Source organism: Pseudooceanicola antarcticus (assembly GCF_900215355.1).
Taxonomy (GTDB): Bacteria; Pseudomonadota; Alphaproteobacteria; order Rhodobacterales; family Rhodobacteraceae; genus Pseudooceanicola; species Pseudooceanicola antarcticus.
This window is the reverse complement of record NZ_OBEA01000001.1, coordinates 517,138-543,633: the sequence shown is the minus strand read 5'-3', so window position 1 is coordinate 543,633 and position 26,496 is coordinate 517,138. Positions and strand designations below refer to the sequence as shown.

Sequence of the window (26,496 nt, the reverse complement as noted above, 5' to 3'; positions counted from 1 at the left end):
TCAGTAGCGGTAGTGTTCCGGCTTGTAGGGGCCTTCCGGCGCGACGCCGATATAGGCGGCCTGTTCCGCGGTCAGCTTGGTCAGCTTGGCGCCGACCTTCTCCAGGTGCAGGGCCGCGACCTTCTCGTCGAGATGCTTGGGCAGGATGTAGACCTGGTTCTCGTAGTTGTCGCCACGGGTCCAGAGCTCGATCTGCGCCAGAACCTGGTTGGTGAACGACGCCGACATCACGAAGGAGGGGTGGCCGGTGGCATTGCCGAGGTTCAGCAGGCGACCTTCCGAGAGCAGGATGATGCGGTTGCCCGAGGGCATCTCGATCATGTCCACCTGGTCCTTGATGTTGGTCCACTTGTGGTTCTTCAGCGCGGCAACCTGGATCTCGTTGTCGAAGTGGCCGATGTTGCCGAGGATCGCCATGTCCTTCATCGCGCGCATGTGCTCGATCCGGACGATGTCCTTGTTGCCGGTGGTGGTGATGACGATATCCACGTCGGAAATCACGTCTTCCAGCAGCACGACCTCGAAGCCGTCCATGGCGGCCTGCAGGGCGCAGATCGGGTCGGCCTCGGTCACCTTCACGCGGGCGCCGGCACCGGCCAGCGAGGCGGCAGAGCCCTTGCCCACGTCACCATAGCCGCAGACCACGGCGACCTTGCCGGCCATCATCACGTCGGTGGCACGGCGGATACCGTCGACCAGCGATTCCTTGCAGCCATACTTGTTGTCGAACTTCGACTTGGTGACGGAGTCATTGACGTTGATCGCCGGGAAGGGCAGCTGGCCCTGCTTGTGCAGCTCGTAGAGACGATGCACGCCGGTGGTGGTCTCTTCCGAGACGCCGACGATCTGGTCGCGCATCTTGGTGAACCAGCCGGGGCTCGCTTCCATGCGCTTGGCGATCTGCGCCTTGATCACGGCCTCTTCCTCGGAGGTCGGCACGGGGATGATGTCTTCACCGGCCTCGGCACGGGCGCCCAGCAGGATGTAGAGCGTCGCGTCGCCGCCATCGTCCAGGATCATGTTCGGGCCTTCGTCGAAGAGGAAGGACTTGTCCAGGTAATCCCAGTGCTCTTCCAGGCTCTGGCCCTTGATGGCGAAGACCGGCACACCGGCGGCGGCGATGGCCGCGGCAGCGTGGTCCTGGGTCGAGAAGATGTTGCACGACGCCCAGCGGACATCGGCGCCCAGGGCGACCAGGGTCTCGATCAGGCAGGCGGTCTGGATCGTCATGTGCAGGGAGCCGACGATACGCGCGCCCTTCAGGGGCTTGCTCTCGCCGAATTCGGCGCGCAGGGCCATCAGGCCGGGCATCTCGGTTTCCGCGATATCCAGCTCCTTGCGGCCGTAGTCAGCCAGCGAGATATCCTTGACGATGTAGTCCTGAGTCATCCGTTTCGCTCCTTGCAGCTTGGCGGGATCTTTTAGGTACAAAGGTTGTGACGTGCTTAACAGCGCCCGTGTAAAGGAACAATGGCAGGACCCGAGTGACCTTGTGGAGCGTTGAAAATCAGCGTTCCGCGATGGAAGACTTGGCACCTCCCGGTGAGAAATTAACCTTGATCGGCAAAGCGGCCAGAGCGCGTCGGGCAAGCCCTTGGATTTGCAGAAGCTTCCTTCCGCCCAGCCGAACCCCGGCGGCGCTTGCCGGTTTACAGGCCCCGCGGCGCGGCCTAGGGCATCAGACGAAAGGAGCCCCGCCGATGAAACAACCGCGCGCCTGGCAAAGGATGCTTTCGGGTCGCAGGCTGGACCTGCTGGACCCCACGCCGATGGATATCGAGGTCGAGGACATCGCCCATGGCCTGGCCTTCGTGGCGCGCTGGAACGGGCAGACGCGGGGCGACTACGCCTATTCCGTGGCCGAGCATTCGCTGCTGGTCGAGGCGCTCTTCCGCCGCATGTATCCCTCGGCCAAGCCTGCCGAACTGCTGGCCGCGCTGCTGCATGATGCCCCCGAATACGTGATCGGAGACATGATCAGCCCGGTGAAAGCCGCCGTCGGCCCGGACTACGGCGCCCTTGATGAACGCCTGACCGCCGCCATCCACATCCGCTTCGGCCTGCCCGCCAAGACGCCGGTGCGCCTGAAGCAGCGGATCAAGAGGGCCGACAAGGTCTCGGCCTGGATGGAGGCCACCCAGATCGCCGGCTTCTCCGAGACCGAGGCCACCCGCTTCTTCGGCCGCCCCGCGCCCGAGCTGATCGAGGGCCTGGACATCGTGTTGCGCCCGCCGGTCGAAGCCCGCAACGAGTTCACCGCGCGCCACGCGGAGCTGCTGAGGGCGCTGCCATGAGCCTCCATATCCGCCGCGCCGGGCGGCTTGATTGCGCGCAGATGGCCGAATTGCTGAACGAGATCATCGAGATCGGCGGCACCACCGCCATGACCCGGCCCGTCACCGGCGACGAGCTGGCGGATTGGCTGCAAGGCGATCCGCGCGCCATCTGGCATGTGGCCGAGGATGACGGCGGGCAGATCCTGGGGTTCCAGTATGTCGAGCCGCATCGGCAACATGGCCCTGAGGTTGCGAATATCGCCACCTTCGCCAGGGTCGGGCGGACCGGGCTGGGGATCGGATCGAAGCTCTTCGAGGCGACGAAGCGGGCGGCAAGGGACGGGGGCTACGCCTGGATCAATGCCGAGATCCGGGCGGACAACGGCTCTGGCCTGACCTATTACCAGTCGCGTGGCTTCGAGGATTACGGGCGGATCGACGGCAAGGTGCTGGCCGATGGCAGCGTCTTCGACAAGGTCCTGAAGCGCTACGATCTGGATTAGGGCAGGGGGCATATCCCTTGTCGAATCCCTATCTGCCCGCATAATCTGCGGCCATGGATAGTACAGACCGCAAAATCATCAGCCTTCTGGCCAAGGACGCCCGCCGGGCGCTTTCCGATATCGGCACCCGCGTCGGCCTTTCGCCCTCTGCGGTGAACGAACGTATCCGGCGGCTCACCGCCTCGGGGGCGATCCGGCGCTTCACGGTCGAGGCCGCACCCGAGGCGCTGGACCTGCCGGTGCTGGTCTTTCTCTGGATCGGCTTGCGCGAAGACGCGGACGAGGCCGCCTTCCGCGCCTTCGCCAGTGCCCATCCCGCCATTGAGGAATGTCATCACGTGACCGGCCAGTGGTCCTACCTGGCCAGGGTCCGCCTGCCCGATATCGGCGCCATCGAGCCGCTGCTGGACGAGATCAAGGCGCAGCGCTTCCTGGGGCGCAGCGAGACGGTGATCGCGCTTTCGGCGGCCAAGGACAGCGGGATGATCCCGCGATGAGCCTCGTCCTGCTCCTGAAGGCCATGGGCCTGGGGCTGGCCGTCGCCGCGCCGCTCGGCCCCATCGGAGCGCTCTGCATCACGCGCACCCTGGAGCGCGGCTTTGCCGCCGGGCTGGCCGGAGGGCTGGGCACCGCGCTGGCCGATGCCAGCTACGCGGCCATGGCGGCGGCGGGCTTTGCGGCCTTTGCCTCGGTGCTGGGGCTGGTCGACCTGCCGCTGCGGGTGCTGGGCGGGGCCTTCATGCTCTGGCTGGCCTGGAAGGGCCTGCACGCCGGACCGCCACGCCGGGCGGCGCAGATCGGGGCGCGGGACCTGGCGGGCACGGTGGCGGCAACCTTCCTGCTGACCATGGCCAACCCCTCGACCATCCTCAGTTTCGCGGCGCTCTTCGCCGGTCTGGGGCTGGCGGCAGAGACCAGCCTGGCCGAAGCGGCGCTGGTCACGGCGGGGGTTTTCGCCGGCTCGATGCTGTGGTGGTGCCTGCTGTCGGGCGGCGTGGCGCTGTGCCGCCATCGCCTGCCGCAGGGCTTTGCGACCTGGGTGTCGCGGCTTTCAGCGCTGATGCTGGCGGGGTTCGGGCTCTGGGCCCTGGCCTCGGCGCTCAGGCTGATGATGGGATAGGAGTCACCCGGAGCCGCGGGGATTGAGGCTCCGGGTGCTCGGGGAATTCTGGCTATTCCCCTGCGCCGGCCAACAGGGCGGCATTGCCCCCCGCGGCCGTCGTGTCGACGCACAGATGGCGTTCATGCAGCGCATGTCCGCGGTCGGGCAGGCCGGTGACCAGCGGCAGGATCGGCCCGTCGCGTTCGGCCAGCGCCTGGGCAAAGCCCCGCGCGGCCTCGGCATCGCCCCACCAGAGCGCGCCAGAGATCCCGGCAAGCCCGGTCAGCACCTGCGCCTCGGGCACTCCGCCCGCGGCCAGGCCCTGACCACCCAGGGCCTCGATCGCGGCAAGCTGCGCCGCCTCGGCCTCGGAACCGGGGCCCATGCAGAGAAGCGGCGCGCGCTGGTAGGCGGCGAGACGGTTCAGCTCTCCGGTCGGGCCGGGCAGCAGGTCCTCGCTGACCGGGGCCCCCTCGGAGAAGCCCTTCAGCTTTTCCGCCAGGCGGTCGGCCGACACCGGCCCGTCGACCTCGCCGGTCATCGGCGCGGGCGCGGCGCGGAAGCGGTCGAGGTAGTTCGGGCCACCCGCCTTCGGGCCGGTGCCCGACAGCCCCTCGCCGCCGAAGGGCTGAGAGCCGACGATGGCGCCGATCTGGTTGCGGTTGACGTAGAGGTTGCCGGCGTGGATCGCCTCGGTCACCTCCTGCACGCGGGTGTCGATGCGGGTGTGCAGCCCGAAGGTCAGCCCGTAGCCGGTGGCATTGATCGCCCCGATTACCCGGTGCAGGTCGCGACCCTTGAAGGTGGCCACGTGCAGCACCGGGCCGAAGACCTCGCGCTCCATCGCCTCGATGCCCGGCACCTCGAGCAGGGTGGGGGCGATGAAGGTGCCCGCCTCGGGCGCGGCAAGCTCATGCAGCAACCGCCCCTCGCGGCGCGCCTCGGCGATGTAATCGGCGATGCCCGCGCGCGCCTCTTCGTCGATCACCGGGCCCACGTCGGTGGACAGCAGCCAGGGGTCACCGACGTGCAGCTCGTCCATGGCGCCCTTGATCATCTCGATCATATGCGGGGCGATGTCCTCTTGCAGGTAGAGGCAGCGCAGCGCCGAGCAGCGCTGGCCCGCCGACTGGAAGGACGAGGCGACGATATCGCGGACCGCCTGTTCGGGCAGGGCGGTGCTGTCGACGATCATCGCGTTCAGGCCGCCGGTCTCGGCGATCAGCGGCGCGCCGGGGTCCATGCTCTGCGACATGGCACGACGGATGATGCGGGCGGTTTCGGTCGAGCCGGTGAAGGCCACGCCCTGCACCTTGTCCGATGCGGTCAGCATGGCACCGACCTTGCCGTCCCCCGGCAGCAACTGCAGCGCGGTGACCGGAACGCCGGCCTCGTGCAGCAGGCGCACGGCGATGGCGGCGGTCAGGCAGGTCTGCTCGGCGGGCTTGGCCAGCACCCCATTGCCCGCCGCCAGCGCGGCGGCAATCTGGCCGGTGAAGATGGCCAGCGGGAAGTTCCAGGGGCTGATGGCGGTGAAGATCCCGCGGGCGGCATCCTCGCGCCGGGCGCCCTCGTCGGCATAGAAGCGCAGGAAGTCGACGGCCTCGCGCAGCTCGCCCACGCAATCGTTCAGCGTCTTGCCCGCCTCGCGCGACAGCACGGCGAAGAAGAGGCCGAAGTTGGCCTCGTAAAGATCGGCGACACGGCGCAGCACCTCGGCCCGCTCTTGCGGAGAGGCCTGCCAGGGGGCGGCGGCGGCGATGGCACCTTCCACACAGGCCTGGTCGGCCTCGACCACGCGGGCGATGACCGTACGATGGGCGGGGTTCATCACCTCGCGCGAGCGGCCCGAGACCGCACCCGCGACCAGCGGCCCGGCATCGGGGATCTCAACATCGCGCGCCGCCTCGATGGTGGCCAGCATGCGCGTATCGGTCAGGTCGAACCCGCGCGAGTTCAGACGACCCGCGCCGAAGATCTCGGCGGGTTTGACCAGCCCGGCGGGGGCATGGGCCTCGGCCAGCGCCGCGAAGGGATCGCGGGCGATTTCCTCGGGCGAGACATCCTCGTCGACGATCTGGTTGACGAAGGAGCTGTTGGCCCCGTTCTCCAGCAGGCGGCGCACCAGGTAGGCCAGCAGGTCCTTGTGGGCGCCGACGGGGGCGTAGATGCGGCAGCGGCCGCTGCCCTCCTTGATCACGATGTCATGCAGGCGCTCGCCCATGCCATGCAGGCGCTGGAATTCGTACTCGATCCCCCCGGCCATCTCGAGAATGGCGGCGACGGTATGGGCGTTGTGGGTGGCGAACTGCGGATAGATACGGTCGGCATAGCCGATCAGCTTCCTGGCATTGGCGATGTAGGAGACATCGGTGGCGATCTTCGAGGTGAAGAGCGGGAAGTCCGCCAGGCCTTCGACCTGCGCCAGCTTCATCTCGGTATCCCAGTAGGCGCCCTTCACCAGGCGCACCATGATGCGGCGGTCATGAGCCTCGGCGGTCCGGTAGAGCCAGTCGATGGTGGCGCCCGCGCGCTTGCCATAGGCCTGCACGACGACCCCGAACCCGTCCCAGCCCGCCAGCTGCGGATCGGCGATCACCGCCTCGATCACCTTCAGCGAGAGGACCAGCCGGTCCTGCTCCTCGGCGTCGATGTTCAGCCCCATGCCGGCGGCACGGGCGGCGCGGGCCAGCCTGGTGACCACGGGCACCAGCTCGGCCATGACGCGCTCTTCCTTGGCGACCTCGTAACGGGGGTGCAGGGCAGAGAGCTTGATCGAGATGCCGGGGTTGTCCTTGACGCTGCCCTTGGTGCAGCCCTTGGCGATGGCCTCGATGGCCTGGGCATAGTCGCGGGCATAGCGGGCGGCGTCACCGGCGGTCATCGCGGCTTCGCCCAGCATGTCGTAGCTGTAGGAATAGCCCTCGGCCTCGCGCGAGCGGGCGCGGTCCATGGCCTTCTCGATGGTCTCGCCCAGCACGAACTGGCGGCCCATCTCCTTCATGGCGCGACCGACGGCGGTGCGGATCACCGGCTCGCCCAGCCGCTTGACGGCGCCGCGCAGGGTGGCGGCGATGCGGGGGCCTTCGTCGTCCAGCACGCGCCCGGTCAGCATCAGCGCCCAGGTCGAGGCATTGACCAGCGGAGAGGAAGCCCGGCCGACATGGCTGGACCAGTCCGACGGCGCGATCTTGTCCTCGATCAGCGCGTCGATGGTCAGCTTGTCGGGTACCCGCAACATGGCCTCGGCCAGGCACATCAGCGCCACGCCCTCGCGGGTCGAGAGGCCATATTCCCCCAGGAAATGCTCCATCAGGGTGGGCTTCTGCGAGCCACGGATGCGGCGCACCAGGTCCGCGGCCCGATGCGAGATCATCGCCCGCGCCGCATCACCGAGACCGGCCTGCTCAACCAGGGTGGCGCTCAGCGCGGCCTCGTCAGCGTGCTTGGCATGGCCTTCCAGCGCATCGAAACGGCGGGGGGTGGTCTGGTCCTGCATTCTGGTCTCCCTCTGGGTTGGCACCTTCTATCAAATCGGATCTGGCCGGTTTTCCCAAACAGGCCTATTAATGAGGGCGTTCAGACTTAATTGAGCCAGGATGATAGACGATGAGCACAGAAGAACTGGATTCCGTGGACCGAAAGATCTTGGCCGAGCTTACCGGAAACGCCCGGATTCCGGTGACCGAGCTGGCCCGCAAGGTCGGCTTGTCGAAAACCCCGGTCGCGGCGCGTCTGAAGGCGCTGGAGGAAAGCGGGGTGATCACCGGCTACCGCGCCAGCCTCTCGCCGATAAAGCTGGGGCTGACCCATGTCAGCTTCGTCGAGGTGCGTCTGTCCGACACCCGCCAGAAGGCGCTGGAAGAGTTCAACGCGGCCGTGCGCCGGGTCTCGGAGATAGAGGAATGCTACATGATCGCCGGGGGATTCGACTACCTGATCAAGGTGCGCTCGCGCGACATGACCCATTACCGGCAAATCATGGCCGACGTGATCTCGGCCCTGCCTTACATGGCATCAACCTCGACCTACGTGGCGATGGAAGCGGTGGTGGAAGCCTCGGCGCTGACCCCGTAACGGGGCAGGGGGTCCGTTCAACGGTTGTGACAATGCCCTCGACGCGAGACGCAGCGGTCAGGTGTGACCTCGCTCCGCCTATCCGGGGAAAGCGCATCTGACGACGGTGGAAGGGGGCGCTGCCCCCATCTCCTGCGGAGATTCCCCCGGAGTACTTTCAGCCTGGTGATGATGCAGTGGGACAGCGCCTTTATGGCGGCCTCCGTCTCGACCGGGAGCGTGCCACGCCCCTGCAAGGGAAGTGGGCCAATTCATCGGCGATGACCCATCTCATCACCAGGCTGAAAGTACTCCGGGGGGAGGGCGTCGCACACGTCCGGGGGGCAGCGCCCCCTACCTGAGCACCCGTTTCAGCTCTGCCTGCAGGCGTTCCAGCGCGGGAAGGTATCGGGCGGGGATCTCTTCCAGCGGGGTATCGCGCACCGGCAGGCCCAGGTTGAGTGCCGCGATGGTGCGGCCATGGGCATCCAGGAGCGGCACCGCGATGGAGCGCAGGCCCATTTCCACCTCCTGGTCGATCACCTCGTAGCCCTGCGCCCGCACCACGGAAAGCCGTGCCATCAGTGCCTCCGGGTCGGTGACCGTCAGGGGGGTGCGCGCCTCCAGCGCCATGGCCGCGAGGCGGGCGCGGGCCTGGTCTTCGGGCAGGGCGGCCAGCAGGACGCGGCCCATCGAGGTGCAATAGGCCGGCAGGCGCGATCCGGGCATCAGCGCGATGGACATCACCTTGCGCTGCGCGGCGCGGGCGACATAGACGACCTCTCCCTCGTCCAGCACCGAGACGGAGGAGCTTTCGCCCAGCTCTTCCGACAGCTGATCCAGCCAGGGTTGCACCATCTGCGCCAGCGGCAGGGTGGCCAGGCAGGCGGTGCCCAGGCGCAGGACACGGGGGGTCAGGGTGAAGTACTTGCCGTCATGGGCAGCATAGCCCAGCTCGGCCAGGGTCAGCAGGCAGCGCCGCGCGGTGGCGCGATCGAGCCCGGTCGCCTCGGCCACGTCGCTGATCGACTGGCGGGGATGGTCCGCCGTGAAACCCTCGATCACCCTCAGCCCCTTGGCCAGGCCCGCGATCATGTCCTTCTGGTTCACTGCTTCCCCCGCCGGTTCTCTGCCGCGCCGTATTTGTGCGATATCCGTACAAATGGAGCATAGCGCACAAACCTGATAGACGTCGATCCCCCTCGCCGCGTAAGACTCCGGCCAGCAAAGGAGGATCCGCATGGACAAGAGACTCCCCGGCCTTGCAGAGGCCGTTTCCGGGATCAAGGACGGCGCCACGGTGATGATCGGTGGCTTCGGAGGCTCGGGTAACCCGATCGAGCTGGTACACGCGCTGATCGACGCAGGCCCCAAGGACCTGACCGTGATCAACAACAATGCCGGCAACGGCAAGATCGGCATCGCCGCGATGATCGACGCCGGCATGGTGAAGAAGATGATCTGCTCCTTCCCCAAGTCGAGCGATCCGCGCGCCTTCACCGACCGCTACATGGCCGGCGAGATCGAGCTGGAGCTGGTGCCCCAGGGCACCCTGGCCGAGCGTATCCGCGCCGGTGGCGCCGGCATCCCCGCCTTCTACACGCCCGCGAGCTACGGCACAGAGCTGGCGGAGGGCAAGCCGGTCGCCGAGTTCGACGGCAAGCACTACGTCCAGGAACGCTGGCTGAAGGCCGATTTCGCCCTGGTGAAGGCCGAGCTGGCCGATACCCATGGCAACCTGACCTATCGCATGGCGGGGCGGAACTTCTCTCCGCTGATGGCCATGGCGGCCGAGACCACCATCGTCCAGGCCACCAAGGTGCTGGAGCCCGGCGGTATCGACCCCGAGCAGGTCCACACCCCCGGCATCTTCGTCAATCACATCGTCGAGGTTGCCGAGCCGCAGCAGGAAGAGGCCCTTATCCGTGCAGGAGCAGTCTATGAGCGAGCTTAAGCTTTCCAACGCCCAGATCGCCTGGCGCGCGGCGCAGGACATCGAAGACGGCGCCTATGTGAACCTCGGCATCGGCTTCCCCGAGATGGTGGCCCAATACACCGTCGAGGGACGCACGCCGGTCTTCCACACCGAGAACGGCATCCTGAACTTCGGCCCGGCGCCCGCGCCCGGCGACGAGGACTGGGACCTGATCAACGCCGGCAAGAAGGCCGTGACGCTGAAGCCCGGTGCCTCGTTCTTCCACCAGGCCGACAGCTTCGGCATCGTGCGCGGTGGTCACCTGGACGTGGCCATCCTGGGCGCGCTGCAGGTGGCGCAGAACGGTGACCTGGCCAACTGGCGCGTCGGCAACAAGGGTGTTCCGGCCGTCGGCGGTGCCATGGACCTGGTGCATGGCGCCAAGCGCGTCGCCGTGCTGACCGACCACGTGGCCAAGAACGGGGCGCCTAAGCTGGTCGAGGAATGCTCTTTCCCGCTGACCGGCGTGGGCTGCGTGACCCGTGTCTATACCTCGCTGGCGGTGGTCGACATCGAGGATGGCCGCTTCGTGCTGCGCGAGAAGCTGGCGGGCATGTCGATGGAAGAGCTGCAGTCGCTGACCGGCGCGCCGCTGCATGTCGAGGGCTCTGTCGGCGAGCTGTCGGTACCCGAGCTCTGAGCCCATCCCGAGGGCCTGCGGGCACTCGGGGAAGGTGGATCGGCATCCACCCTACGATATCTGCCCCGGCTGCGCCCTGACCCAGGGGCAGCCGGGCGGGACATCACAATCGGACGCTTGATCGTCCGACAGGAGGATCTCATGACCGAAGTCTATATCTGCGACTACATCCGCACCCCGATCGGCCGTTTCGGCGGCACCCTCTCCAGCGTCCGCGCCGACGACCTGGGCGCCATCCCCCTGAAGGCGCTGATGGAGCGCAATGCCTCCGTCGACTGGGAAGCCGTCGATGACGTGATCTTCGGCTGCGCCAACCAGGCCGGCGAGGACAACCGCAACGTCGCGCGCATGTCGGCGCTGCTGGCGGGCCTGCCGGTCAGCGTGCCCGGCACCACGATGAACCGCCTCTGCGGCTCGGGCATGGATGCGGTGATCACCGCCGCCCGCGCCATCAAGGCAGGCGAGGCCGATCTGATGATCGCCGGCGGCGTGGAAAGCATGTCCCGCGCGCCCTTCGTCATGCCCAAGGCCGAAAGCGCCTTCTCGCGCAACAACGCCGTCTATGACACCACCATCGGCTGGCGCTTCGTCAACCCGCTGATGAAGAAGCAATACGGCGTCGAGAGCATGCCCGAGACCGGCGAGAACGTCGCCGAGGACTTCAAGATCTCGCGCGAGGACCAGGACAAGTTTGCCCTGAACTCCCAGGAGAAGGCCGCGGCGGCCATCGCCAATGGCCGCCTGGCGAAAGAGATTACCCCGGTAACCATCAAGCGCCGCAAGCAGGACGACCTGGTCTTCGACACCGACGAGCATCCGCGTGCCTCGACGCTGGAGAAACTGGCAAAGCTGCCGACCCCCTTCCGCGAGGGTGGCACGGTGACGGCGGGCAATGCCTCGGGCGTCAACGATGGCGCTGCGGCGCTGATCGTGGCCTCTGCCGAGGCGGCGAAGAAATACGGGCTGACCCCGATCGCCCGCGTACTGGGCGGGGCCACCGCCGGTGTCGCGCCGCGCATCATGGGCTTCGGCCCGGCGCCGGCCTCGAAGAAGCTGATGGCCCGCCTCGGGCTGGGCCAGGAAGACTTCTCGGTCATCGAGCTGAACGAGGCCTTCGCCAGCCAGGGCCTTGCCACCCTGCGCGACCTGGGCATCGCCGATGACGACCCGCGCGTGAACCCCAATGGCGGCGCCATCGCGCTTGGCCACCCGCTGGGCATGTCCGGCGCCCGCATCACCGGCACCGCGGCACTTGAACTGAAGTCGGGTCAGAAGTCGCTCTCGACCATGTGCATAGGCGTCGGCCAGGGGATTGCCGTGGCGCTGGAAGCGGTCTGAGCCAGGGCTTCACATCAATGTGAACGGGCGCCCTCGTGGCGCCCTTTCCGCTTTGGGCGAGCCGGGCGGGGGCGCTGCCCCCGTCTCCGTACCGGAGACTCCCCCGGAGTATTTTCAGCCTGGTGATGATGCAGTGGGACCGCGACTTGGAGGCGGCCTCCTTCCCAGCCAGGAGCGTGCCACGCCCCTGCTGCAGAAGTAGGTCAAGCAACGGACAGACCCCATGCGCGCATCACAAGGCTGAAAATACTCTGGGGGTGAGGGCGCCGCAGGCGGCCGAGGGGGCAAGGCCCCCTTCTGCCCGAGGTCGCGACAAGGGCAATTTTCGCCGCAATATGTCTTCCGCCATGGCCTCTGCTATGGTTAGTCAGGGACAAAGTGACCAGTGAGGACTTCCCCATGAAAACCCGTGCAGCCGTCGCCTTCGAGGCGAAGAAACCCCTGGAAATCGTCGAGCTTGACCTGGAAGGCCCGAAGGAGGGCGAGGTCCTGGTCGAGATCATGGCCACCGGCATCTGCCACACCGACGCCTACACCCTGGACGGGCTGGACAGCGAAGGGATCTTCCCCTCGGTGCTGGGCCACGAGGGCGCCGGCATCATCCGGGCCGTGGGTCCGGGCGTGAAATCCGTGAAGCAGGACGACCATGTGATCCCGCTCTACACGCCGGAATGCCGCCAGTGTAAGTCGTGCCTCTCGGGCAAGACCAACCTCTGCACCGCGATCCGCGCCACGCAGGGCAAGGGCGTCATGCCCGACGGGACCACGCGCATGTCCTACAAGGGCGAGGCGATCTACCACTACATGGGCTGCTCGACCTTCTCGAACTTCATCGTGGTGCCCGAGATCGCCGTGGCGAAGATCCGCGAGGATGCGCCCTTCGACAAGGCCTGCTACTGCGGCTGCGGCGTGACCACCGGCGTCGGCGCGGTGACCAACACCGCCAAGGTGACGCCCGGTTCCAACGTCATCGTCTTCGGCCTGGGCGGCATCGGCCTGAACGTGATCCAGGGCGCCCGCATGGTCGGTGCGGACAAGATCATCGGTGTCGACCTCAATGACGCCAAGGCCGAGTGGGGCCGCAAGTTCGGCATGACCGACTTCGTGAACCCCAGCAAGATCGACGGCGACATCGTGCAGCACCTGATCGAGCTGACCGACGGCGGCGGCGACTACACCTTCGACTGCACCGGCAACACCCTGGTGATGCGCCAGGCGCTGGAAGCCTGCCACCGCGGCTGGGGTGTCTCGACCGTGATCGGCGTCGCCGAGGCCGGCAAGGAAATCTCGACCCGTCCGTTCCAGCTGGTCACCGGCCGTGTCTGGCAGGGGTCTGCCTTCGGCGGCATGAAGGGCCGCACCGAGGTGCCGAAGATCGTCGACTGGTACATGAACGGCAAGATCGAGATCGACCCGATGATCACCCACGTGCTGAAGCTGGAAGAGATCAACAAGGGCTTCGACCTGATGCACGCCGGCGAATCCATCCGGAGCGTGGTGGTCTTCTGATGGAGACCGTCAGCACCAGCCGGGCCTTCGGGGGCACCCAGGGCGTCTACAAGCATGTCTCGACGGAGACGGGGACCGAGATGACATTCTCGGTCTTCGTGCCCGAACACGCGGAGGGGGAAACCCTGCCGGTGGTCTGGTATCTTTCGGGCCTGACCTGCACCCATGCCAATGTCACCGACAAGGGCGAGTTCCGCGCCCATTGCGCCCGGCATGGCCTGATCTTCGTCGCCCCCGATACCAGCCCCCGTGGCGAGGGTGTCGCGGATGACGCGGAAGGAGCCTATGACTTCGGCCTCGGCGCCGGCTTCTACGTCAATGCCACCCAAGAGCCCTTCGCCGCCCATTACCGCATGCGCGCCTATATCGAAGAGGAGCTGCCGGCGCTGATCGGCGCCGAGTTCCCCGCCGACATGTCGCGCCAGGGCATCATGGGCCACTCCATGGGCGGCCATGGCGCCCTGACCATCGGGCTGCGCAATGCCGATCGCTTCAAGGCGGTGTCGGCCTTCGCCCCGATCGTCAGCCCGCTGAACTGCCCCTGGGGCGAGAAGGCGCTGAGCGGCTACATCGGCTCGGACCGCGCGAGCTGGCGCGAGTACGATGCCTGTGCGCTGATCGAGGATGGTGCCCGCGTCGCCGACCTGCTGGTCGACCAGGGCGATGCGGATGGCTTCCTGGAAGGTCAGCTGAAGCCGGAACTGCTGGTGAAGACCTGCGAGGCGGCGGGCCAGCCCCTGACCCTGCGCATGCAGGAGGGCTATGACCACTCCTATTACTTCATCTCGACCTTCATGGGTGACCACCTGGACTGGCACGCGGCCCGTCTGAAGGGCTGAGACCTCAGCGCGGGCGGGCGGCTTCCCTGACCCCGGCCGCGCAGAACGGCAGGAGGCGCGCATAGACCGCTTCCAGATCATCATTGGCGCCGGGCTCACCCAGCAGGATCGGAGTCCGGCCCTCCTTCACCAGGGCGCGCAGCATCAGCAGGATGACGAAACTCATGCCATGGGCCAGGTCCGCCGGATCGGCCTCGGGCAGCGCATCCCTGAGCGCGGCGAAGAAGACCTTGGCGGTCGGATCGAAGAGCTCGGCCATGAGACCGTCGAACCGCTCGTCCGTGCCCATGAAGCCCAGGATTCGCAGGTAGCAATACCAGGCCGGATCGCCGGACAGCACCTTGTCCAGCAGCGGGCGCATGAAGGCGTTCAGCACCTCTTCCACCTTCGGCGGCCGGTCCCCCGGCAGCGCCTCCAGCATCTCCAGCCGGCGGACACGCAGCTCGGTCGCGCGGCGCGTCACCACGGCGGTGTAGAGGTTTTCCTTCGAGTTGAAATAGTACTTCACCAGCGCCAGGTTGACGTCGGCCTCGCTGGTGATCTTGCGCAGGGAAATCGCATCATAGGGCGCCGTCGAAAAGGCATACTCGGCCGAAGTCAGAATTCGTGCCTGGGTCACCTTGCCATCGGCGCGGCGGGCTTTCCTGATGCTCTCTAACGCTGCCATGCACTGGATACTGCGGCGCGCCCCCCTATTTGTCACGCCTGTTTACCCAGACTGCGACGAAAGCCGTATAGACCCCGATCAGCGCGGAGAGCGTTTGGCCAGAATGCGCTGCAGGGTGCGCCGGTGCATGTTCAGACGCCGCGCGGTCTCGCTGACATTGCGGTCGCACAGCTCGTAGACGCGCTGGATATGTTCCCAGCGGACGCGGTCGGCGCTCATCGGGTTCTCGGGCGGCGGGGGCAGGGTGTCGTCATGGGCCAGCAGGGCGTTGACGATATCCGTCGCATCGGCGGGCTTGGCCAGGTAGTCGGTGGCGCCCACCTTCACCGCGGCCACGGCGGTGGCGATGGCCCCATAGCCGGTCAGCACGACGATGCGGCAATCCGGGCGCTTCTCGCGCAGCACCTCGACCACGTCCAGCCCGTTGCCGTCCTCGAGCCGCAGGTCGCAGACCGCGTAGGCCGGCGGGCGGGCGGTGGCGATGGCGGTGCCGGCGGCGACGCTCTCGGCGGTTTCCACCTCGAAGCCGCGTTTCTCCATCGCCTTGGCAAGCCGCTTCAGGAAGGGCTCGTCATCGTCGAGCAGAAGCAGCGTCCGGTCCGGGCCGATCTCGCGGAGTTCCGTCATGCCTGCTTCTCCAATCCTGTAACCCAAATGCTATGTCTCGGGGGCACCATTTGCGGGCCTCGGTAAGTATTAGTGTGGACCATGTAGGTCGTCAAACCGGGCGGAACACTATGCCGCATGCGACCACAGGCCCCGCGGGGCGCCATGGCCGGCACGATTGCCTTGCCGCGGGCAGGGACCTATCAATCGGAAAGACCACCGCGCGAGGCCTCATGGTGCAACAGGACAAAGCCGTTCCCGAGACCGACTTTCCGGTCAACCAGGGCCAGTACCGTGGCAACTGGATCCGGCTGCGCACGCTGATCCTGCTGCGCTGGTTCGCCATCACCGGCCAGCTTTCGGCGCTGATCGTGGCGGCGCAGGTCTACGGGCTGCAACTGGAATACGCCCCCTGCCTCTTCGTGGTCGGCCTCTCGGTGATCGCCAATCTGATCGCCAGCTTCATCTTCCCCGAAAGCAAGCGCCTGAACGAGGTCGAGAACCTCGCCATGGTGCTCTTCGACCTGCTGCAACTGGGCGCGCTGCTCTATCTGACGGGCGGGCTGCACAATCCCTTCTCGATCCTCATCGTCGGCCCCGCCACGGTCTCGGCCCTGGCGCTTTCGTCGCGGATCACGCTTTTCGTCGGCTCTACCGCCATCGTGCTGGTCACCCTGCTGGCCGAGTTCCACCTGCCGCTGCGCACCGCCGAAGGCCAGGTGCTGGAGGTGGCAGAGGTCTTTCTCTTCGGCAATTGGCTGGCCATCGTCATCGCGGTGCTCTTCCTGGGCATCTACTCGCGCTGGATCGTCAACGAGATGCATTCGATGTCCGATGCGCTGCAGGCCACGCAAATGGCGCTGGCACGGGAACAGCGGCTGTCGGACCTGGGCGGCGTGGTCGCCGCCGCCGCCCATGAGCTGGGCACGCCCCTGGCCACCATCAAGCTCACCTCGTCAGAGCTGATCGAGGACCTGGGCGATCACCCCGAGCTCGACCCCGACCTGGTCGAGGACGCCCGGCTGATCCGTGACCAGGCCGACCGCTGCCGCGATATCCTGCGCTCGATGGGGCGGGCCGGGAAGGACGACCTGCACCTGCACCAGGCACCGCTGTCGGCGGTGCTGGAAGAGGCCGCCGAACCCCATGGCCAGCGCGGCGTGGCGCTGCATTTCCAGCATGGCGACGGCAGCTCGGCCCCGCCCTCGATCCTGCGCCGGCCCGAGCTGATCCACGGGCTGCGCAACCTGGTGCAGAACGCCGTCGATTTCGCCAAGAGCGAGGTCCGCGTGGAAAGCCGATGGGACGACGAGAGGATCTCGATCCGCATCATGGACGACGGCCGTGGCTTCAGCCCCGCCGACCTGGGCCGCATCGGTGACCCCTTCATGCACCGCCGCTGGTCCTTCTCGGAAGGCAGCGAGCGGCCGGGCTACGAGGGCATGGGCCTGGGGCTCTTCATCGCCAAGACCCTGCTGGAGCGCAGCGGGGCCGAGCTGATCTTCGCCAATGGTAACGACATCGAGGGTGCCGAGGGCTGGTCCGGTCATCCCGGTGTCACCGGCGCCATCGTCGAGGTCACATGGCCGCGCAGCACCATCGACGCGCGCCAGGGCCGCAACGCGCTGCAGCCCGGTCAGAACCTGCCCTTCACCTGATCCCGAGGCCGGCATCGGGGCGGCGGAAAAAACCTGTCCGCATGCCCACGACTTAAAGGTTTATTTACCCATGGTTCACCATCCTTCCGCCGTGCCGGAAGGAGTAGTGTCGTGACGCTGATTAACGCCATCCCCTTGAAAGAGTTAACGATTTACGAGTTGTCCCTGGCGCTGCTGCTCAGCATCGCGCTGACCGGCACCTGCCTGCTCCTCCTGCTGGTGCCCCGCCTGCCGGAGCGGCTGGTGCGGCCCCGGACGCGGCGCGGACGATCGGCCCTGGAGGCCCGCTTTGTCTTTGTCGGCGAAGAGCTTGTCGAGGCGCCCGAGGGCTGGCGCGACCTGCTGCGGCAACAGGGAGAGGCCAGCGACTGGCAGTGCTTCCGCGAGGTGCTCTCGACCCGGTTCCAGGGGGTGCCACCGGCGGTGACACAGATCTCGGGACCGCCCATGCGCCTGGCCGCGGCCTCGACGACCGACCCCGCGCTGCTGCATCTGCGCCGCCGCCGCGACCAGCTGACGGTCACCCTGACCGAAACCCGCCCCGCCGGGCTGACAGACCGCTACGCCGCGCTGCATGCACGCCAGGCCCAGGGCGTCCTGGAAGACCGGCTGGAGCATCTGCCGATCCCGGTCTGGACCATGGGCAACGGCGGGGTGGTGACCTCGGGCAACGCGGCCTTCCGCAGTATCGGCGACCGTTTCGCCGCCTCGGACGAGGCCGTGGCGCCGCTACTGCGCAGCGATGACCAATCCGAGGGGCGGCCCGGCTTCACCTATCGCGCCCTGCTGCCGGCCATGGACCGGCAGGCGGAAACCTGGGTCGATGTCTCGGCGCGGCGGGCCGGGGGTGCCTGGGATTGCGCGGCGCTGGATGTCTCGGACCTGGTCAAGGCAGAGCTGGCCCAGCGCAACTTCGTGCAGACCCTGACCAAGACCTTCGCCCAGCTGTCCACCGGGCTGGCGATCTTCGACCGCGACCGGCAGCTGATCCTCTTCAACCCGGCGCTGCTGGACCTGACCCAGCTCAGCCCGGAGTTCCTGGCCTCGCGGCCCGCGCTGTCGCATTTCTTCGACCACCTGCGCGACCGCCAGATCATGCCAGAGCCCAAGGACTATACCTCCTGGCGCGAACAGTTGAACGCCCTGGTCAGCGCCGCCGCCGATGGCCGCTACCAGGAGACATGGAGCCTTGCCAGCGGGGCCACCTACCGGGTCACGGGACGGCCCCATCCCAATGGCGCCGTGGCCTTCCTCTTCGAGGATATCACCGACCATATCGCCATGACCCGGCGCTTCCGCCAGCAGCTTTCACTCAGCCAGTCGGTGCTGGATGCCTTCACCGATGCCATCGCGATCTTCGACAGGGACGGGGTGATGAGCCATTGCAACCAGACCTACCGGGAGCTCTTCCACGCCGATATCCCCGACCAGGAAGCCGCCGACCTGCAAGAGCTGACCGCGCGCGAGGCCCATGAAAGCTGGACCCGCCAGGCGCTTTCGCCGCTCGGGCTGGACGAGGTGCTGGCGCAGCTGGTCTCGACCCGTCCGGGCCGCGAGGCCACGCGCCACGTGCTGCAACTGCACCGCATGGGCGAGGTCACCTGCAGCGTGCTGCCCCTGATCGGCGGCGCGCGGATGGTCACCTTCGGCGGCCAGCGCGCCTCCCTGCCGATCCCCCTCGAGACCCGGCCAAGGCTGCCGAGACATCGCATCGCCAGCTCTGGCTGAGACGCCGGCGGAGCGGCGCGCGCTCTGGCCAGATCACCCTTGCGGGCGGGCCATGGGACGGTAATGTCCTGCCATGACCCAGCCTTTCCAGACAGAGACCACGCTTGCCTCGGCAGAGCACACCTCGGCCCTTGCGGTGCGCCTCGGCGCCTTGCTGCGCCCCGGTGACGTGCTGCTGCTCTCGGGCGGGATCGGCGCCGGCAAGACCCATTTCGCCCGCGCCCTGATCCAGTCCCTGCTGGCCGAACCCGAGGACGTGCCCTCTCCGACCTTCACGCTGGTGCAGGAATACGACACCACGGCGGGCCCGCTCTGGCATGCGGATCTCTACCGACTGTCGGACCCGCTGGAGGTGGTCGAACTGGGGCTGGAAGAGGCCTTCTCGGAGGCCATCTGCCTTGTCGAGTGGCCCGACCGGCTGGCCGATCTGACCCCGCCCGGCGCGCTCTCGCTCGAGCTGACGCCCGAGGGTGCGGGCGATACCCGCCTGCTGCGGATCAGCGGCTCGGGGGCCTGGGGCGAAAGGCTGTCCGGGGTGCTGGCATGAGCGCTGTGGCCGCCACGGCCCCGGCGCAACCCTCTGCCCTGATGCTCTTCGCCGCCGGGCTGGGCACAAGGATGCGCCCGCTCAGCGACAGCCGGCCGAAACCGCTGATCAAGGTGGCGGGCCGGGCCCTGATCGACCATGCGCTGGACCAGCGCGGCACGCTGCCGCTGCGCTGCGTTGCCAATGCCCACTACCGCGCCGATCAACTGGCCGCGCATCTGCAGGGCGGTGATGTCACCCTCAGCCGCGAAGAGCAGCTGCTGGACACCGGAGGCGGCCTGCGCGCCGCGCTGCCCCTGCTGGGCCCCGGCCCGGTCTTCACCCTGAACACGGATGCGGTCTGGCAGGGACCCGCTGCCCTGCCGCTGCTGGCCCGCCACTGGGACCCGGCGCGCATGGAGGCGCTGTTGCTCTGCATCCCGCCGGAGCGCGCGCTTGGCCATGCGGGGCAGGGGGATTTCCTCTCTGACGCGCAGGGCCGCGGCAGGCCCGGCCCCGGCGCGATCTACACAGGCGCGCAGATCCTGAAGCCAGAAACCCTGGGCGAGATCGACGCCCCGGCCTTTTCGCTGACCGAGGCCTGGCGGCGGATGATCGACCGCGGCACGCTCTACCTTGCCGCCTATCCCGGCCTCTGGTGCGATGTCGGCCAGCCCGACAGCATCACCCTTGCCGAAGACATGCTGGCCGAGAAGGTGCCCCATGACTGACCTGCGCCTCTTCGACACCCCCGGCCCGCGCCTTTTCGGCCTGCCGCCGGGCTCGGACTTCCCCGCCGACCTGCTGGCCGGGCTGGAGGCACGGCTTGGCGATGCCCCGCCGCACCAGCGCGCGCGGGTGCAGATCATCGTCAACACCCAGCGGATGCGCCGCCGCATCCGGCGGATCTTCGACACCGGCCCGGCGGGCCTCCTGCCCCGCGTCGACCTGCTGACCGACCTGGATTGCCGCGCCCCCATACCGCCCTCGGTCTCTGCGATCCGCAGGCGGCTGGAGCTCATCCGCCTGATCTCGGCCCTGCTGGATGCCGAGCCCGACCTGGCGCCGCGCGCCGCGCTCTATGACCTGGCCGACAGCCTCGCCCGGCTGCTGGACGAGATGCAGGGCGAGCGGGTGACGCTGGAAGATATCGCGGCGCTCGATGTCTCGGACCTCTCCGGCCACTGGGCGCGGGCACAACGCTTCCTCGAGATCGTCGGCCAGGTGCCGCGCGCCGATGACCTGCCCGACCCCGAGGAACGCCAGCGCCGCGTGGTGGAAACGCTCATCGCCGAATGGGACGCCGCGCCGCCGCAGCACCCGGTGATCCTTGCGGGCTCCACCGGCTCTCGTGGGGCCACGCACCTGCTGATGCAGGCCGTGGCGCGGCTGCCGCAAGGCGCGGTGCTGCTGCCCGGTTTCGACTTCGACCTGCCGCAGGCGATCTGGGAACAGCTGGACGATCCGCTGACCGGCGAGGACCACCCCCAGTTCCGCTTCCGCAAGCTGATGCTGGGCCTGGGGCTTGAGCCCTCTGACGTGCGGCCCTGGGCCGAGGCCGCCTGCCACCCGGCGCGCAACCGCCTGGTCTCGCTGGCGATGCGCCCGGCGCCGGTGACCCACCAATGGCTCGAGGAAGGCCCCGGCCTCGGTGCGCTGGAGCCGCCGCTTGAAGGGGTCACGCTGATCAAGGCGCCCGGCCCGCGGGCCGAGGCCATGGCCATCGCCCTGCGCCTGCGCCATGCCGCCGAAAGCGGCGAGGTCGCCGCGCTGATCACCCCGGACCGCAGCCTGACCCGGCAGGTCTCGGCCGCGCTGACCCGCTGGGGGATCCTGCCCGATGACTCCGCCGGGACGCCCTTGCAGACCACGCCCCCGGGGCGGTTGCTGCGGCAAGTGGCGGATCTGTTCGACGCGCCCCCGACAGCGGTCAAGATGTTGGCATTGCTGAAACATCCGCTGACCCATACCGGCCAGGATCGCGGCCCCCACCTGGAACTGACCCGGCGGCTGGAGCTTTACCTGCGCCGCGAGGCCCGCCCCCATCCCGGCCCAGAGGACATCCGCGCCTTCGTCGAAAGGCAGCATCTGCCGCTGGCCGAACCCTGGGCCGACTGGCTGTGCCAATGGGCCTTCACCACGGCCGAGCCCGGCCCGGTGGCGCTGGAAACCCGCGTGGCCCAGCACCGCGCCCTGGCCGAGACCCTGTCACGCGGTACCGCGCCCGAGGGCACAGGCGCGCTCTGGGACAAGGACGAAGGCACCGCCGCCCTCAGGGTGATGGAGAAACTGGCCCAGGACGCCCCCCATGGCGATGTCTTCACCGCCCGCGACTACGGCGACCTGGCCAGCGCGATCCTGGGCACCGAAGAGGTGCGCAACCCCGATGAGCCCCACCCCCGCGTGCTGATCTGGGGCACGCTGGAGGCCCGCGTGCAGGGCGCCGACGTGGTGATCCTGGGTGGCCTGAACGAGGGCTCCTGGCCCGAGGCGACCCAGCCCGACCCCTGGCTGAACCGGCAGATGCGCAAGGATGCGGGCCTGCTTCTGCCCGAGCGCAAGATCGGCCTCTCGGCGCATGACTTCCAGCAGGCGGTCGCGGCGAAAGAGGTCTGGCTGACCCGCGCCCTGCGCAACCAGGATGCCGAGACGGTGCCCTCGCGCTGGCTGAACCGCCTGACCAACCTGCTTTCGGGCCTGCCGGGGCAGGGCGGGCCAGGGGCCCTGGCCGCCATGGAGGCGCGCGGGGCCCATTGGCTGGGGCTGGTGCGTGGCGTCGAGGCGCCGGTCTCCGCCCCCCGTGCGCCAAGGCCCAGCCCCGCGCCGCCCGTCGCCGCGCGCCCGCGCGAGCTTTGGGTGACCGATATCCGCACCCTGATCCGCGACCCTTACGCGATCTACGCCAAGCGCATCCTGCGGCTGCGGCGGCTCAACCCGCTGATGCGCGACCCGGATGCGATGATGCGGGGCATCGTCTCGCATACCGCCATCGAAACCTTCGTGCAGGGCGTCAACGAGGGCAGGATCAGCCTGACTCGTGCGGCGCTGCTGTCCACGGTCTCGGAGGTGCTGGACCGCGATGTACCCTGGGGCGAGGCCCGCGCGCTCTGGCGGGCGCGGCTGGATCGCAACGCCGACTGGTTCCTGCGCGGCGAAGAGGCACGGCAGGCCGAGGCGCTTCAGGTCTTCACCGAGAAGACCGGCAAGGCCGAGATCCGCGAGCTGGGCTTCACCCTGTCCGCCAAGGCCGACCGGGTCGACCTCGACACCCATGGCCGCGTGCATCTGTTCGACTACAAGACCGGCACGCCGCCCAGCGAGGCGCAGCAAAAGACCTTCGACAAGCAGCTGCTGCTGGAAGCCGCCATCGCCGAGCGCGCGGGTTTCGGCGACCTCGGCCCCCGTCCCGTGGCGCAGGCGGTCTACATCGGCCTTGGCACCAACCCCAAGGAGGTGCCCGCCCCCCTCGGCGACGAGCCCCCCGGCACCGTCTGGGAAAACTTCACCGAGCTCGCCCGCGCCTGGCTTGAGCCTGAACGCGGCTACACCGCGCGCCGCGCCATGGAAGAGATGAACCGCGCCGGCGATTACGACCAGCTGTCGCGCCATGGCGAATGGGAAGACAGCGATGCGCCGGACCTACGGCCCCTGAGCATGGAGTTTGGCCATGAAGCGTGATCCGGCCTCCGACCGGCAGATCCGCGCGGCGGAACCGCTGCGCTCGACCTGGCTGTCGGCCAATGCGGGCTCGGGCAAGACCCGCGTGCTGACCGACCGCGTGGCGCGGCTTCTGCTGGGCGGGGTCTCGCCGCAGAACATCCTGTGCCTGACCTATACCAAGGCAGCGGCCTCCGAGATGCAGAACCGGCTGTTCCAGCGCCTCGGCGAATGGGCGATGCTGGACGATGCCGCCCTGCGCGAGGCCTTGCAGCGGCTTGGCGTCGAGGATGTCATCGACGGTGCGCGCCTGGCCCAGGCGCGCACGCTCTTTGCCAGCGCCATCGAGACGCCGGGCGGGCTGAAGATCCAGACCATCCACTCGTTCTGCGCCGCGCTGCTGCGGCGCTTCCCGCTGGAAGCCGGGGTGTCTCCGCAGTTCCAGGAGGTCGACGACCGCAACGCCCTGATCCTGCGCGACGCCGTGGTCGAGCAGATCTCGGACAGCGCAGAGGCGCAGGTGCTGGAACGCGCCGCGCTGATGATGACGGATGAGAACTTCCGCGACCTTTCCGCCGAGATCGCCAAGCACCGTGACCTCTTCGATGCGCCCTTCGATGCCTCCGCGCTTGAGGCCCAGCTAGGCCTGCCCGCGGGCCTGACCGCCGAGGACCTGCTGGCCCAGGCCTTCACCCCGCAGGACATGGACCTGCTGCCCCGGCTTCTTGAGGCCCTGCGCTCTGGCACCACCAAGGGCGACGAGACCGCGCGGCAGAAGTTGCAGGGGATCGACGGGCCGGGTCTTGCTGCGCTGGCGGTGCTGGAAGATGTCTTCCTCACCGGATCGGGCGCGAAAGAGCCCTACAGCCCCTCGTCCCGCTTCCCCGGTGCGGCGGTGAAGAAGGCCCATGCCCACCTGATGCCCGAGCTCGAGGATTGGCAGACCCGTGTCGCCGAGGTGCGCGCCCTGCGGGTCGGCCTGCTGGCCCGTGACCGCGCCGTGGTGCTGCATGATTTCGCCCGCGCCTTCCTGCCACGCTACGCGGCGGCGAAGGAGGCGCGCGGCTGGCTGGATTTCGACGACCTGATCCTGAAGACCCGCGACCTGCTGACCGACACCATGGTCTCGCAATGGGTGCTCTGGCGGCTGGATGGCGGCATCGACCACATCCTGGTGGACGAGGCCCAGGACACCAGCCCGGTGCAATGGCAGGTGATTTCCGCCCTGGCGCGCGAGTTCACCTCGGGCTCCGGCGCGCGGGATGACGTGACGCGGACGATCTTCGTGGTGGGCGACAAGAAGCAGTCGATCTACTCGTTCCAGGGGGCCGACCCCTCGGGCTTCGACCGCATGCGCGACGGCTTCGGGGCGCAGCTGGCCGAGACGGGGCAACCGCTGCAGGTGCTGGAGCTGGAATATTCCTTCCGCTCTGCCCATTCGATCCTGACGTTGGTCGACCGCGTCTTCGACGGGCGCGAGGCGGCGGGCTTCACCACCGACCAGCGCCACAAGGCCTTCAAGGACCGGATGCCGGGGCGGGTGGATCTCTGGCCGCTGGTCGAGAAGCCCGGCAAGGAAGAGAAAGAGGATTGGTGGGACCCGGTCGACAAGCCCGGCCAGAACAACCACAACGTCCTGCTGGCCCGCCAGATCGCCAGTGAAATCAAGCGGATGCTGGACGAGGGCACGCCGATCCCGCAGGAAATCGGCCATAGCGGCAGCTACAACGCCCGCCCCCTGCGGCCCGGCGATATCATGATCCTGGTGCGCCGACGTTCGGGCGCCTTCCCCCATATCATCGCCGCCTGCAAGGAGCTGGGCCTGCCGATCGCCGGGGCCGACCGCCTGAAGGTCGCCGCCGAACTGGCGGTGCGCGATGTCACCGCGCTGCTCAACTTCCTCGCCCTGCCGCAGGATGATCTGAGCCTTGCCGCCGTGCTGAAATCGCCGCTCTTCGGCTGGGACGAGCAGCGGCTCTTCGACCTGGCGCAGGGCAGGGGGCGTAGTACCCTCTGGGAGGCGATGGAGGCCGCGCCCCAGCGCTACGCGACCGAGATCGCCCTGCTGCGCGACATGCGCGACAATGCCGACTTCCTGCGCCCCTACGACCTGATCGAACGGCTGCTGACCCGCCACGAGGGACGGCGCCGCCTGTTGGGACGGCTGGGGAGCGAGGCCGAGGATGGTCTGGACGCCCTGCTGGACCAGGCGCTGATTTACGAGCAGACCGAGATCCCCAGCCTGACCGGCTTCCTGGTGTGGATGGAGGCGGACGAGCTGCAGATCAAGCGGCAGGCCGACAGCGCGTCGGACCAGATCCGGGTGATGACGGTGCATGGCGCCAAGGGCCTGGAAAGCCCGGTGGTGATCCTGCCCGACAGCCTGAACTCGCCTGCGCAGGACCGCACCAAGGTCGTGCCGACCGATGACCAACCGCTTTGGGCCATGTCGAAGGACGAGGAGCCGCAGGCCCTGCGCGACGCCCGCGACATCCGCGCCGAACGCCGGGCCGAAGAGCTGGACCGGCTGCTCTACGTCGCCATGACGCGGGCCGAGAAATGGCTGATCGTCTGTGGCGCCGGCAAGATCGCCAAGGACAACAGCGACTGGTACGCCCGCATCGCCGAGCAGATGCAGGAGATGGGCGCAGAGGTCGCGCCGATGCCCGGCGGCGATGGCCTGCGGCTGGAGAACGGCGATTGGGCGGGCCTCGAGATGACCGGCAACCTGCCCCCGGCGGAGAGCCTGCCCGCGCTGCCCGGCTGGGCCGAGGCCCATGCGCCCCATGCCGAGGGGCCGGAACAGACGCTTTCGCCCTCTCAGTTGGAAGGCGCCAAGGCACTGCCCGGCGAAGAGGGGCTGGACGAAGACGCCGCCAAGCGGCGCGGGCGGCAGGTCCACCTGCTGCTGGAACACCTGGCCGATCTGGCCGAGACCGACCGCCCCGCCATAGCCGAGGCCCTGCTGTCGCAGGGGCCCGACCGGGCCGAACCGGCCGAGATCGCCCTGCTGCTGGCCGAGGCCCAGAACGTGCTGACCGGCCCAGCCACCGCGCGGTTCTTCACCGGAGAGGCCCTGGCCGAGGTCAGCATCTCGGCCCCGCTGGAAGAGCTGGGCGGCCGACGCATCCACGGCATCATCGACCGGCTGATCGTCACCCCGGAGGAAATCTGGGCGGTGGACTTCAAGACCAACGTCACCATCCCCGCGACGCCCGAAGAGGTGCCGGAAGGGCTGAAACGGCAGATGGGCGCCTATCTGGCAGCGCTCAGGCAGATCTATCCTGACCATCGCATCCGCACCGGGCTGCTGTGGACGCGGAACGCTTCCCTGACGTCACTGCCTGACGATCTCGTCATGGCTGCCTTGCGTCGCACGCCCCCCGCTTGACCCGGCCTCGGGGGATACCTAGTTT

General features: G+C 68.1%; 21 protein-coding genes. 16 read left to right on the top strand and 5 right to left on the bottom strand.

The window, feature by feature from the left end:
- Positions 1-1,389: an adenosylhomocysteinase gene (ahcY, locus tag CRO50_RS02660; protein WP_097144315.1), complete on the bottom strand. Its 1,389-nt coding sequence runs from the start codon at positions 1,387-1,389 to the stop codon at positions 1-3.
- 311 nt (positions 1,390-1,700) lie between these two features.
- On the opposite strand from ahcY, the gene CRO50_RS02655 reads away from it, so the two are divergent.
- From CRO50_RS02655 to CRO50_RS02640, 4 genes are read left to right on the top strand one after another with little or no spacing between them, the layout of a single operon-like run.
- Positions 1,701-2,294 (top strand): HD domain-containing protein, encoded by a 594-nt coding sequence (locus tag CRO50_RS02655; protein WP_097144314.1) that lies wholly within the window; start codon positions 1,701-1,703, stop codon positions 2,292-2,294.
- On the top strand, positions 2,291-2,779 hold the full coding sequence (locus tag CRO50_RS02650) for a GNAT family N-acetyltransferase (RefSeq protein ID WP_097144313.1): 489 nt from the start codon (positions 2,291-2,293) through the stop codon (positions 2,777-2,779). Before CRO50_RS02655 ends, CRO50_RS02650 begins: the two co-directional genes overlap by 4 nt.
- 53 nt (positions 2,780-2,832) lie before the next feature.
- Positions 2,833-3,276 carry an Lrp/AsnC family transcriptional regulator gene (locus CRO50_RS02645; protein WP_097144312.1) on the top strand — a complete coding sequence of 148 codons (444 nt, stop codon included), beginning with the start codon at positions 2,833-2,835 and terminating at the stop codon, positions 3,274-3,276.
- Entirely contained in the window at positions 3,273-3,899 is a 627-nt protein-coding gene (locus CRO50_RS02640; protein ID WP_097144311.1) for a LysE family translocator, read from the top strand. The genes CRO50_RS02645 and CRO50_RS02640 overlap by 4 nt, the downstream gene beginning before the upstream one ends.
- A gap of 52 nt (positions 3,900-3,951) precedes the next feature.
- Here the strand turns inward: CRO50_RS02640 and putA are convergent, their stop codons facing one another.
- The gene (putA, locus tag CRO50_RS02635; RefSeq protein ID WP_097144310.1) at positions 3,952-7,380 is read right to left on the bottom strand and encodes a bifunctional proline dehydrogenase/L-glutamate gamma-semialdehyde dehydrogenase PutA; all 3,429 of its coding nucleotides are present in this window, start codon (positions 7,378-7,380) and stop codon (positions 3,952-3,954) included.
- Positions 7,381-7,490: 110 nt separating this feature from the next.
- Between putA and CRO50_RS02630 the strand changes: the two genes are divergently transcribed.
- Complete coding sequence (locus CRO50_RS02630; RefSeq protein ID WP_097144309.1) at positions 7,491-7,958, top strand: Lrp/AsnC family transcriptional regulator; 468 nt, start codon at positions 7,491-7,493, stop codon at positions 7,956-7,958.
- A gap of 333 nt (positions 7,959-8,291) precedes the next feature.
- Here the strand turns inward: CRO50_RS02630 and CRO50_RS02625 are convergent, their stop codons facing one another.
- Positions 8,292-9,032 carry an IclR family transcriptional regulator domain-containing protein gene (locus tag CRO50_RS02625; RefSeq protein WP_097144308.1) on the bottom strand — a complete coding sequence of 247 codons (741 nt, stop codon included), beginning with the start codon at positions 9,030-9,032 and terminating at the stop codon, positions 8,292-8,294.
- Between the two features lie 145 nt (positions 9,033-9,177).
- Between CRO50_RS02625 and CRO50_RS02620 the strand changes: the two genes are divergently transcribed.
- The 5 genes from CRO50_RS02620 to fghA all read left to right on the top strand — a co-directional run bounded on the left by CRO50_RS02620 (position 9,178) and on the right by fghA (position 14,238).
- Positions 9,178-9,891, top strand: a complete 714-nt coding sequence (locus CRO50_RS02620; protein WP_097144307.1) for a 3-oxoacid CoA-transferase subunit A — start codon at positions 9,178-9,180, stop codon at positions 9,889-9,891.
- The gene (locus CRO50_RS02615; RefSeq protein WP_097144306.1) at positions 9,878-10,552 is read left to right on the top strand and encodes a 3-oxoacid CoA-transferase subunit B; all 675 of its coding nucleotides are present in this window, start codon (positions 9,878-9,880) and stop codon (positions 10,550-10,552) included. Before CRO50_RS02620 ends, CRO50_RS02615 begins: the two co-directional genes overlap by 14 nt.
- Positions 10,553-10,693: 141 nt before the next feature.
- Positions 10,694-11,890, top strand: a complete 1,197-nt coding sequence (gene pcaF, locus CRO50_RS02610; protein ID WP_097144305.1) for a 3-oxoadipyl-CoA thiolase — start codon at positions 10,694-10,696, stop codon at positions 11,888-11,890.
- A gap of 399 nt (positions 11,891-12,289) precedes the next feature.
- The gene (locus CRO50_RS02605) at positions 12,290-13,399 is read left to right on the top strand and encodes an S-(hydroxymethyl)glutathione dehydrogenase/class III alcohol dehydrogenase (RefSeq protein ID WP_097144304.1); all 1,110 of its coding nucleotides are present in this window, start codon (positions 12,290-12,292) and stop codon (positions 13,397-13,399) included.
- Positions 13,399-14,238 (top strand): S-formylglutathione hydrolase, encoded by an 840-nt coding sequence (fghA, locus tag CRO50_RS02600; protein WP_097144303.1) that lies wholly within the window; start codon positions 13,399-13,401, stop codon positions 14,236-14,238. Before CRO50_RS02605 ends, fghA begins: the two co-directional genes overlap by 1 nt.
- Positions 14,239-14,242: 4 nt before the next feature.
- Here the strand turns inward: fghA and CRO50_RS02595 are convergent, their stop codons facing one another.
- Together CRO50_RS02595 and CRO50_RS02590 are read right to left on the bottom strand one after the other, a co-directional pair.
- Positions 14,243-14,905, bottom strand: coding sequence for a TetR/AcrR family transcriptional regulator (locus CRO50_RS02595; RefSeq protein ID WP_097144302.1), 663 nt, complete (start codon positions 14,903-14,905; stop codon positions 14,243-14,245).
- A gap of 78 nt (positions 14,906-14,983) precedes the next feature.
- Positions 14,984-15,532, bottom strand: coding sequence for an ActR/PrrA/RegA family redox response regulator transcription factor (locus CRO50_RS02590; protein WP_097144301.1), 549 nt, complete (start codon positions 15,530-15,532; stop codon positions 14,984-14,986).
- Between the two features lie 212 nt (positions 15,533-15,744).
- Between CRO50_RS02590 and regB the strand changes: the two genes are divergently transcribed.
- The 6 genes from regB to addA all read left to right on the top strand — a co-directional run bounded on the left by regB (position 15,745) and on the right by addA (position 26,471).
- Positions 15,745-17,169 (top strand): sensor histidine kinase RegB, encoded by a 1,425-nt coding sequence (regB, locus tag CRO50_RS02585; protein WP_097144300.1) that lies wholly within the window; start codon positions 15,745-15,747, stop codon positions 17,167-17,169.
- Between the two features lie 111 nt (positions 17,170-17,280).
- Entirely contained in the window at positions 17,281-18,897 is a 1,617-nt protein-coding gene (locus CRO50_RS02580; protein WP_232617772.1) for a PAS-domain containing protein, read from the top strand.
- 73 nt (positions 18,898-18,970) lie between these two features.
- Complete coding sequence (tsaE, locus tag CRO50_RS02575; protein WP_097144299.1) at positions 18,971-19,444, top strand: tRNA (adenosine(37)-N6)-threonylcarbamoyltransferase complex ATPase subunit type 1 TsaE; 474 nt, start codon at positions 18,971-18,973, stop codon at positions 19,442-19,444.
- Positions 19,441-20,154, top strand: coding sequence for a nucleotidyltransferase family protein (locus CRO50_RS02570; RefSeq protein ID WP_097144298.1), 714 nt, complete (start codon positions 19,441-19,443; stop codon positions 20,152-20,154). Before tsaE ends, CRO50_RS02570 begins: the two co-directional genes overlap by 4 nt.
- Positions 20,147-23,101: a double-strand break repair protein AddB gene (gene addB / locus CRO50_RS02565; protein ID WP_097144297.1), complete on the top strand. Its 2,955-nt coding sequence runs from the start codon at positions 20,147-20,149 to the stop codon at positions 23,099-23,101. Before CRO50_RS02570 ends, addB begins: the two co-directional genes overlap by 8 nt.
- Positions 23,091-26,471 carry a double-strand break repair helicase AddA gene (gene addA, locus CRO50_RS02560; RefSeq protein WP_097144296.1) on the top strand — a complete coding sequence of 1,127 codons (3,381 nt, stop codon included), beginning with the start codon at positions 23,091-23,093 and terminating at the stop codon, positions 26,469-26,471. Before addB ends, addA begins: the two co-directional genes overlap by 11 nt.
- The last annotated feature ends 25 nt before the right edge of the window (positions 26,472-26,496 follow it).

Bases quoted from the DNA above. Each gene is read 5' to 3' on its own strand.
- ahcY (WP_097144315.1), bottom strand. From the start codon at position 1,389: ATGACTCAGGACTACATCGTCAAGGATATCTCGCTGGCTGACTACGGC.
- CRO50_RS02655 (WP_097144314.1), top strand. From the start codon at position 1,701: ATGAAACAACCGCGCGCCTGGCAAAGGATGCTTTCGGGTCGCAGGCTG.
- CRO50_RS02650 (WP_097144313.1), top strand. From the start codon at position 2,291: ATGAGCCTCCATATCCGCCGCGCCGGGCGGCTTGATTGCGCGCAGATG.
- CRO50_RS02645 (WP_097144312.1), top strand. From the start codon at position 2,833: ATGGATAGTACAGACCGCAAAATCATCAGCCTTCTGGCCAAGGACGCC.
- CRO50_RS02640 (WP_097144311.1), top strand. From the start codon at position 3,273: ATGAGCCTCGTCCTGCTCCTGAAGGCCATGGGCCTGGGGCTGGCCGTC.
- putA (WP_097144310.1), bottom strand. From the start codon at position 7,380: ATGCAGGACCAGACCACCCCCCGCCGTTTCGATGCGCTGGAAGGCCAT.
- CRO50_RS02630 (WP_097144309.1), top strand. From the start codon at position 7,491: ATGAGCACAGAAGAACTGGATTCCGTGGACCGAAAGATCTTGGCCGAG.
- CRO50_RS02625 (WP_097144308.1), bottom strand. From the start codon at position 9,032: ATGATCGCGGGCCTGGCCAAGGGGCTGAGGGTGATCGAGGGTTTCACG.
- CRO50_RS02620 (WP_097144307.1), top strand. From the start codon at position 9,178: ATGGACAAGAGACTCCCCGGCCTTGCAGAGGCCGTTTCCGGGATCAAG.
- CRO50_RS02615 (WP_097144306.1), top strand. From the start codon at position 9,878: ATGAGCGAGCTTAAGCTTTCCAACGCCCAGATCGCCTGGCGCGCGGCG.
- pcaF (WP_097144305.1), top strand. From the start codon at position 10,694: ATGACCGAAGTCTATATCTGCGACTACATCCGCACCCCGATCGGCCGT.
- CRO50_RS02605 (WP_097144304.1), top strand. From the start codon at position 12,290: ATGAAAACCCGTGCAGCCGTCGCCTTCGAGGCGAAGAAACCCCTGGAA.
- fghA (WP_097144303.1), top strand. From the start codon at position 13,399: ATGGAGACCGTCAGCACCAGCCGGGCCTTCGGGGGCACCCAGGGCGTC.
- CRO50_RS02595 (WP_097144302.1), bottom strand. From the start codon at position 14,905: ATGGCAGCGTTAGAGAGCATCAGGAAAGCCCGCCGCGCCGATGGCAAG.
- CRO50_RS02590 (WP_097144301.1), bottom strand. From the start codon at position 15,532: ATGACGGAACTCCGCGAGATCGGCCCGGACCGGACGCTGCTTCTGCTC.
- regB (WP_097144300.1), top strand. From the start codon at position 15,745: ATGGTGCAACAGGACAAAGCCGTTCCCGAGACCGACTTTCCGGTCAAC.
- tsaE (WP_097144299.1), top strand. From the start codon at position 18,971: ATGACCCAGCCTTTCCAGACAGAGACCACGCTTGCCTCGGCAGAGCAC.
- CRO50_RS02570 (WP_097144298.1), top strand. From the start codon at position 19,441: ATGAGCGCTGTGGCCGCCACGGCCCCGGCGCAACCCTCTGCCCTGATG.
- addB (WP_097144297.1), top strand. From the start codon at position 20,147: ATGACTGACCTGCGCCTCTTCGACACCCCCGGCCCGCGCCTTTTCGGC.
- addA (WP_097144296.1), top strand. From the start codon at position 23,091: ATGAAGCGTGATCCGGCCTCCGACCGGCAGATCCGCGCGGCGGAACCG.